Source organism: Sphingomonas azotifigens NBRC 15497, from assembly GCF_002091475.1.
Lineage (GTDB): Bacteria > Pseudomonadota > Alphaproteobacteria > Sphingomonadales > Sphingomonadaceae > Sphingomonas > Sphingomonas azotifigens.
This window is the reverse complement of sequence record NZ_BCTR01000125.1, coordinates 1-1,916: the sequence shown is the minus strand read 5'-3', so window position 1 is coordinate 1,916 and position 1,916 is coordinate 1. Positions and strand designations below refer to the sequence as shown.

At 66.0% G+C, this 1,916-nt stretch carries 2 protein-coding genes; both read left to right on the top strand.

The features are described 5' to 3' along the window. Positions 1-106: 106 nt before the first annotated feature. Complete coding sequence (era, locus tag SAZ01S_RS23160; RefSeq protein ID WP_084584687.1) at positions 107-1,015, top strand: GTPase Era; 909 nt, start codon at positions 107-109, stop codon at positions 1,013-1,015. A 151-nt stretch (positions 1,016-1,166) separates the two neighbouring features. Further along, a complete protein-coding gene (locus SAZ01S_RS23155; protein WP_084584686.1) occupies positions 1,167-1,820 on the top strand; it encodes an FABP family protein in 654 nt (217 codons plus the stop codon). Positions 1,821-1,916 lie beyond the last annotated feature (96 nt).

Sequence of the window (1,916 nt, the reverse complement as noted above, 5' to 3'; positions counted from 1 at the left end):
GCCCGTTCTGGAATCCCTCCACCCCCAACCCCTCCTCCCAGGAGGAGGGGCTTACGTAGGGCTTCCCCCTCGCCCCCATCCCCATTCCCCAGTACAACCGGAACCCATGACCGAACCCACCACCACTCAATCCTGCGGCGTCGTCGCGATCCTCGGCGCACCGAATGCCGGCAAGTCGACGCTGGTCAATGCCCTGGTCGGCCAGAAGGTCGCCATCGTCAGCCCCAAGGCCCAGACCACCCGCGCCCGCGTGATGGGCATCGCCATCGAGGGCGACACCCAGATCATCCTCGTCGACACCCCCGGCATCTTCGAGCCCGAGCGCCGGCTCGATCGCGCGATGGTTGCCGCCGCCTGGGACGGCACCGACGGCGCCGACCTCGTCGCGCTGGTCGTTGACGGCAAGGGCGGCATCGGCCCCAAGGTCCATGCGGTGATCGACAGCCTGCGCGGCCTTAAGGGGCGCAAGATCCTGATCCTCAACAAGGTCGATATCGCCGACAAGCCGCGCCTGCTCGGTCATGCCGCCAAGCTCAACGAAGCGCTGTCGTTCGACGAGACCTATTTCGTCTCGGCCCAGACCGGCGACGGCGTGCCCGAGCTCAAGGCGGCGCTCGCCGGTGCGATGCCCAAGGGCCAATGGCATTTCCCCGAGGACCAGGTCTCCGACGCGACCGACCGCATGCTGGCGGCCGAGGTGACGCGCGAGCAACTCTACCTCCAGCTCCATGCCGAGCTGCCCTATGCCAGCGCGATCGAGACCGAGAAATATAGCGAGCGCGACGACGGATCGGTCGAGATCCACCAGCAGATCCTCGTTGCGCGCGATACCCAGCGCGCGATCGTGCTCGGTAAGGGCGGCCAGCGGCTCAAGGAAATCGGCAGCCGCGCCCGCGCCGAGCTGTCGAAACTGCTCGGCGTGCCGGTGCACCTGTACCTGCACGTCAAGGTGAACCCGAAGTGGGAAGAGGATCGCGGCCTGTACCGGGAAATTGGGCTCGACTGGGTCGATTGACGCCGAAGCCGGGTCGCTCTGACCGCTGCCCGGCTTCCCGTGCCTCGTCCGATACTATGAGATGGGTACGCCCGGCCCAGGCGACCTGTAAGAGTCGGCGGCGAACCGGGCTGCACAGGTGCGGGCCGGAGTAGCCAGCAGGACCGCGACCATGCTCCCAATGCCGCGCGACATCTTCACCGAACCCGCCGACGTCGATCCCGATACGCTGAACAATCTGGGACCGCTGCGACGACTGGCCGGGCGTTGGCGCGCCCGCAAGGGCGTCGACGTCGCGCCGAAGCCAGACGGTCCCGAACGCCGCGTCTTCCTCGATACCATCGAGTTCCAGCCGATCGACCCGCAGGCCAACGGTCCGCAGCTCTTCTACGGTCTGCGCTACAACGTGCACATCACCACCGAGGAGGAAGACATCACCTTCCACGAGCAGGTCGGCTATTGGCTGTGGGAGCCGGCGACGGGGCTGATCTTGCAGACCGTTGCGATTCCCCGCGGGCAGGTCGCGCTCGCTTCCGGCACCGCGGCGGCCGATGCGGACATGTTCACCGTCTCGGCCAAACGTGGCGAGACCGGCTACGGTATCTGCTCCACGACCTTTCTCGAACAGGCGTTTCGCACCGACAGCTACAGCATCACCATCAGCTTCCACGCCGACGGATCGTGGAGCTACGTCACCGACACCGCGTTGCAGGTCGAGGGGAAACAGGCGCCGTTTGCCCATCAGGACCGAAACACGCTGCACCGTATCGGCAAGGCACGGCCGAACCCATGGGCAGAGATCCTGGCGCGGCGCAAGGCCGGGTAATGACACGCCCGCTTTGGGTCACGCGGTGCCAAGCAGCAGCGTGTAGGCACAAAAAAACCGCCTCAGGATGTCCTGAAGCGGTTTGGTATATCGGTA